Raw genomic sequence first — 6,362 nt, forward strand, 5'->3', positions numbered from 1 at the left:
ACAGGTGCGACCCGATCACCGGCCACGTCGAGGAAGACGAGCACCTCGGCAACCGCCTGCACGCGCAACTCTCGAGCCGCGTCGGAGACTTTCGGGCGTATGATGCGGTCCTGGTCGATGAAGCTCAGGACTTCCATCCGACCTGGTTCTCGTGCATCCTTCTTGCGATGAAGGACCCGTATGACGGCGACCTGCTGATCGTATGCGACGGCAACCAGGGAATCCGGCCGGTCGGGACGGTCAGCTGGAAGTCTGTAGGGATCAGGGCACAGGGCAGGACCATTCATCGTGCCCTGGATCTGGATCGGAACTACCGGAACACCCGCGAGATCCTGAAGTTGGCATCACACTTCGCCTCGCAGGATACGCAGTTTAACGAGGACTCATTCGGGATCATTCCGGTCGACCCCTACCAGGCACAGCGAACCGGTCAAAAGCCGTTTCTTGTGCGGTGCGCGAATCAGGGCGATGAGTGCCTGAAGACACTTGCGATCGTGAAAGGCCTTCTTGCCGGCAGGTTGCCGGACGGCAGCGCTCTTGAAGATGTGCACCCAGACGAGATCGGGATACTCTATCGCAAGGCGTCGGCAGAGGACAAAGAGCTGCTCGGCGATCTTATTGAAGGCATCCGCGCGTATGCACCCGTCGTCTGGATCAACGAGGATTCTTCGTCACGAGCCAGAGTGCTGGATGAGGGGATCAAGATCCAGACGGTTGATTCTGCAAAAGGGCTGCAGTATCGGGTGGTGATCCTGCTCTGGCCAGATGCATTCGAGCCCTTCAGGCCGGGCGACCTGCCGCTTGAGAACAGCCGGTTTTATGTCGCACTCACGCGGGCCGAGGATGTCTTGATCGTCACGTACTCATCGGGGAACGAGTATGTCGACAGAATGCTGGTGTCAGATGATGCCGTGATCTGTTGATCTTCACTCGCAAAGATCGTAATTTTTAGCGTTCTGCAATTTTGGCACTCCTGCATGAGCGGTTTTTTCGCGCTAATGACCTGCTACTGCACCACCGGCAACCGGTATCGATCACGGAACTCACCGCAACAACCACATGAATAAAAAGAACACTATACTGGCAGCATAGGATTGTCTGCAAAATTTTGATTTCCTTGGATCTCACCACATATCATTCGATTTTGGTGCTAAATGATGATACTTAATGTTTAAACCTTTCATTAAACCTTTATGGACAACAATATGTTGATTGGGATCTATCTGGGAGTATGGGTTCCAGTATTTCCATGTATAGTAAGATTTGTTTCTATTGTAGTTCCCGATCGCACTGCAATTATACAAGATGTCCAATGCTTTTGAATAGTTAAAATCCTCAAATCGGGCATCATTCTTGCACTTCTTCTCTACTTCATTAACATGAAATTTATTTTTCCCCATCAAGGCCAACAACAGGAAACTATTCTCAATATCTTCCGGGGTCATAAAACCCGTAAGTGTGTCGTCAATCTCTGAAACAAAATAGTCTATCGAGTATTTTCTTATTCCATTCCAAATGTCGGCCTGAGTTGGCTGGTTTCCCTTTGTTTGCTCCTGGATTATATTTAATAATTGAATCAGATCCCTGGGGATGTGCCTCGTGTTTTCAAAGAGCACCTTTATCAATTGCTTATTGCCCTGGATCCTTTCGGGGAAAAACTCTCTAAATACATCCACATTCCTCCCCAAGGAAATTTCAGCACGCAAATTTACGAGTTTTACAAGGTTAGTGGAATTTATATCCTTAACATCTTGGTACCAATCAAGAATAATTGTTGAAACTTGCTTAATTTTATTTTTATTAGGATTTTTGAGTCTATCGAATAGGTCCGTTCTACAAAGGACTACAAGTTTTGCATTTACTCCATTTCCTTTGAGTTTTTTATTCATCCGATCGGCAGCTATGATTAAGGCGGCTAGCGACTGATATTGGCGCTCTCTTTTTGTTGAAACATCGTCCAGCCCATCAATAATCACTATATGTTTTGGTTTTGTGTTACTCGAATAACACACCTCCTGAAGTGTCCTAAACAGCATTTGTTTATCAAATGGAATGCTCTCTTTCTTTGACGAGAGAACGCCGCTTAAGACATCTCGAATGCCAACCCCGAATCGCTTATCGGTGCTAATACTCACCAACCGAGTGAGGTTTTCGCTTGGCAACAGCCCAAGATTTCCTAGAGCATCAACAACCTTTGCAAAGTTAACCTCGCTTGTGCACTGATGTGTAGGGTCTTTGGAAAAACTATCAATTAATTCGATAAGAAAAAGATATTCCCAACCCACGGGATCTTTTATTTCTGGCGCTTCATTACTTGGGATTAATTCTTTAAATGCGTTGTATGGAAAGCCTTCTAAGTAATTCAACTTTACGAAGAGATCATCCCGTCTTTTTGCCTCTAGTTCTAATTTAGAGCCTATTGCTGACTTTCCTGATCCTTTTGGGCCAAGAACGAGGAATTTATTGGATTCTATAATTTCTTGAATATATCCATGAGCATCTAAGAAACCCTCTATCAACAAGCGAGGGTATTCAGTCTTTTCGGTTTCAGCTTCAGCCACTCCAAAATGAATATTCTTAAACCCCATCAAATTATATTGTAATTTAAATAAGCAATAAACCTTCTCATATAAACACTCTATGTGAATAAATGAACTGCGCATCACTCTATTCTCTCAATCCCACCCCCACCCGCTCCCCTCCCAAGAAGGGGGGGGCAGTCCATGGCGATAGCCCGTAACCAAAGACTACTACCAATGAAGCCAGGCTTGGTTTATACCGCAAGACCGACCAACAGCCGCGAGCGAGTGAGGGCGTCCAGGGGCACCGGACACGAAAAATCAAGGCGGCGGCCCGAAGCGAGCATGGCAAGCAAAGAAGCGCGCCCGGCTGAACCGGCCGGGGATTGCCGAGTCGATCCGGTTCGGCAGCGAGCGGTACAACCGGGAGGAGTTGACGGCCGAGATGGGCGCCGGGTTCCTCTGCGCGATGACCGGCACCGACGTACCGGTGGCCGAGAATCAGGCGGCCTACATCGCGGGGTGGCTCCGGCACATCCGTGAGTGGCGGCTACTCACCGACCGCCGCTCGCATCTCCGGCTGTGCCGGGCATGCTCGCGGCAGGTTGTATAAGTTCTGTTAGAACTTCGGTATGATTTTAATACTCTTCATTTACTCTTCAACTCCGTCATAGAAAGTGTGCTTCACGTTTACCATAGGGTCGCTCATTTATAGGGGAGGTAGCGTCAGTTACGAACCAGATGAGAATTGCTCCTTCAAATAAAGTGCTTGCTCAAGGATTCTTTTATCCCTCTATCCCACTTCCCAAAGTTGACTTGAGTGCCATTTCGTTCGAAGGAGACCATTTGGCTTTTTCTAGTCCTATGCAATTCCCTTCAAATTGGGTGCCAGGTAGCTGAGTGCCAATGAATGATGATGCGTGATCGAACGTACAGTCGATAAACCGACATTGTGAAAGTACAGAGTGCGAAAAATCCACTGATGAGAGATTGCATTTCTCGAATATTGAATAGGTAAACTTTCCTTTAGGTAGCGAACTTCCATTAAAAACGCAATCAGTAAAAGTCACTTCAAATATCCTAGATTTTTCCCCTAACTTAAGGGTGCGCATCTTACAATCGTTGAATTTGGAGTTAATTATATGCGCACCCTCAAACTCAGATCCGGAAATATTCACATTACTAAAAGTCCCCTTATTGACCAGTTTCAGTCCCTTCAGCCTTTTCATTTTTAGGCAATCTTTAAAAGAGACACTAAACAATTTCGCCTCGGCAAATACCGAATCGTTTAGCTGGGCATTTAAAAATGTACACTCCTCAAGCCTTGCTCCGCGAAAATTAGAGTGATTAAAATCAACATCTCTAAATCTAGCTCTTATACAGTGATGATATTCCATCTTCACTTTTCCTTGAGCACCGGTAAAATCTGTGTCTTCCGTCGTTGCTCGAGTAAAATCTGCATCATCCAAGATCGTTTTTCGAAAATTTGCACCATTTAATTGAGCATTGAAGAACTCACACTCGGATAAATCAACATTCGATAAGTCCATGGTCTCTAATTCACTCGGATTAGCCTGTTTTATTACTTCAGCAATAACATAACGGCTTCTCGCAAGAAGAAGTTGAGCGCTTGTTTTTTTATTCAGGGTAGTATTATTAGTCTCTTTATCCCTATTTTCATATCTTTCGTGTTTACACGTCGATCGTGCAATACGGTTCATTTTTGACAAATGAGGTATTGAGGATATTCCGGTCGAGATGAGGGCCGTATTAACATCGGATGCAGCAGATTCTCCAATAAGGCCCAAAGAGTTCACAAGAACCGGAATGGATTCATCTGGATAATTTACTAACGCCATTGCTATCCACCTTCTTGATGCGTCGCTTGTTGCATTTCCAAAATCTCTTATCAATTCAGAGGCTTGCTCTCCTCGCCGGTTTTTTTCTTCCCACTTTCGTTGCGCTAGTCTCTCTTTTGATTCTTCCCGCCATTGGAATACCACCCACATGGCCGTGCCGATTGCAGTAATAATTGGAAAAAGTACCGTCACAATAGGAGCAACATTTGATTGTATTATTTCAGAGATTTGTACTATAGCATCGATATTTACCATAGTTCTGAACTCCCCCTTGGATCAGATCCGGTATGCTCTTGAGTATAGTTTGGACTTGATTATGAAATAGGGTCTTAAAAGTATGGGTGTCATTATTGATCAGACGGTAATGAGGCGCCTCTCTTTTTTGGGCAGTGCGACCGGGCGAGCAATCTCACTCGTTGCACTCGCTTTGATGCCTCACCCTGGTTCTCCTCGGTTTCTGGTACCTCTGACGCCCTCACTCGCTCGCTCCGCTCGCTTCGTGGCGGCTGCTTCCGCCCGCCGCTCGCATCTCCGGCTGCGCCGGGCATGCTCGCGGCTGTATACTGATACAGTGCGGACGCCGCTAGGAATATCAGGTCTACCACTCCTCGGTGGTGTCGCTCCCTCCGGTTGCTAAGCAGATGCTCTAGGGAGTGAAACATACCACCAAATATGAAAAACCAGTTGTTGAGATTTCCCATTTCAATGTGCTTTATTGTATCATACGCTATCGCCGAAAATGAGTAAATATTAATCAATATTTTACTGTGCTTTGTTTTTCGTTGGACTTTCCTTTTTTCTTTAATTCTTTACACTTTCAAGTATTTCTGCTAGTGTATTCAGCTTGAATGCTTCCGGGTATGCTCTCTCAATGAGCACACGGTTCTGCCATGTCATCTCATCAAAATCTGGCCATCTTAAGTGATCATAAAGGGCCATTGTCGGGCGCAGATAGTGATACGGGTCTTCTTTCTGCAGCAATTCCTGAAAAGCGGGTTCCTCTTGGAACGGCCTCTGTATTAACGTCCGATTGAGTTCCTGGAGTAAAAGTTCGAGATGGTAGTCTGAAATATCCTCATCGGGTGCATAGTATTTGAGAATATTTTGGATCTTGTAACTAAATTTCCTCTTTAAATATCGGGAAACTGGGTTGTCGTCGTCTTTCAGGCCTTTTACCAGCGCATTTGGATCTTTTAATGTGTCCCTTATAACACCTTTTATGGCGCCGAAAGGCTGAATTGTTGTCCAGATGTTAATTCGATATTGGTTTTTCTCTCTGGGCTGAGATTCATTGGATTTGTCGTATGTCGTATTAAATCGTGCATCATAATTGAGTACATAGCCGTTTTTCAACCGAATTTTTAGCAGGCAATCATTCTTTTCCATTGGACACTCATAAGGACGAACCCAAACTTCCGAAAGAAGTCCTTTTTCTGGCGTTGCACGTGTTTTGATGATATCGTTAATTGTAGTGAATATCATCTCAAAGAGAAAAGGAAATTTAAGTAGATCTAATTCGTCTCGTGTGTAACTAGGAGATGGATTGTCCTTATAGGGATCCCAGTCCCCGTTCACGAATTCATCAAGTGCAATAGGCGATGTCAGAATCAAGGCAAGCAGGGGGAGGACAACATCCTCGTGCTCGTGCATCCTGTAGTATTCTTCAATCGCACTGGAGTATTTATGGAGATCAGGAAGGGTACCCAAGGAAAAATCGTGGTTCTTGATTACTGCAGGGATATTTACATCTCTTTTATAAGGGCCGGGGAACACGGGAAAACGCAAACGAAGAGTTGATATCGGTCCTCTTCGACATCCTCTATCAGAGGGAAGAGCGGCTTTTCGTACATATCCTTGAAATGAGCTGACTGAGTAAAATTCAGCGAGCTCTTCTTGTTGTGTTTCGCGATAAAATTGACTTCGATCTTTAAAGACCTCCTGAAAAAATGCGTTTGCTTCTTTTTCCTCCCAGTCCAGAATATCG

5 protein-coding genes are annotated in these 6,362 nt (G+C 45.3%); 2 read left to right on the forward strand and 3 right to left on the reverse strand.

The features are described from left to right. A partial coding sequence (locus NC238_05070) for an ATP-binding domain-containing protein (protein MCM1565310.1) occupies positions 1-923 on the forward strand: 923 nt, incomplete at its 5' end. Between the two features lie 201 nt (positions 924-1,124). Here the strand turns inward: NC238_05070 and NC238_05075 are convergent. Next, on the reverse strand, positions 1,125-2,561 hold the full coding sequence (locus NC238_05075; protein MCM1565311.1) for a hypothetical protein: 1,437 nt from the start codon (positions 2,559-2,561) through the stop codon (positions 1,125-1,127). Between the two features lie 246 nt (positions 2,562-2,807). Between NC238_05075 and NC238_05080 the strand changes: the two genes are divergently transcribed. Beyond that, positions 2,808-3,062, forward strand: a complete 255-nt coding sequence (locus NC238_05080; protein MCM1565312.1) for a hypothetical protein — start codon at positions 2,808-2,810, stop codon at positions 3,060-3,062. Between the two features lie 242 nt (positions 3,063-3,304). Here NC238_05080 and NC238_05085 read toward each other — a convergent pair whose 3' ends face one another. Further along, positions 3,305-4,633, reverse strand: a complete 1,329-nt coding sequence (locus tag NC238_05085; GenBank protein ID MCM1565313.1) for a pentapeptide repeat-containing protein — start codon at positions 4,631-4,633, stop codon at positions 3,305-3,307. 546 nt (positions 4,634-5,179) lie between these two features. Further along, positions 5,180-6,362 (reverse strand): hypothetical protein (locus NC238_05090; protein MCM1565314.1); only part of this gene is annotated, 1,183 nt, incomplete at its 5' end.

This window comes from Dehalobacter sp. (genome assembly GCA_023667845.1).
Lineage (GTDB): Bacteria > Bacillota > Desulfitobacteriia > Desulfitobacteriales > Syntrophobotulaceae > Dehalobacter.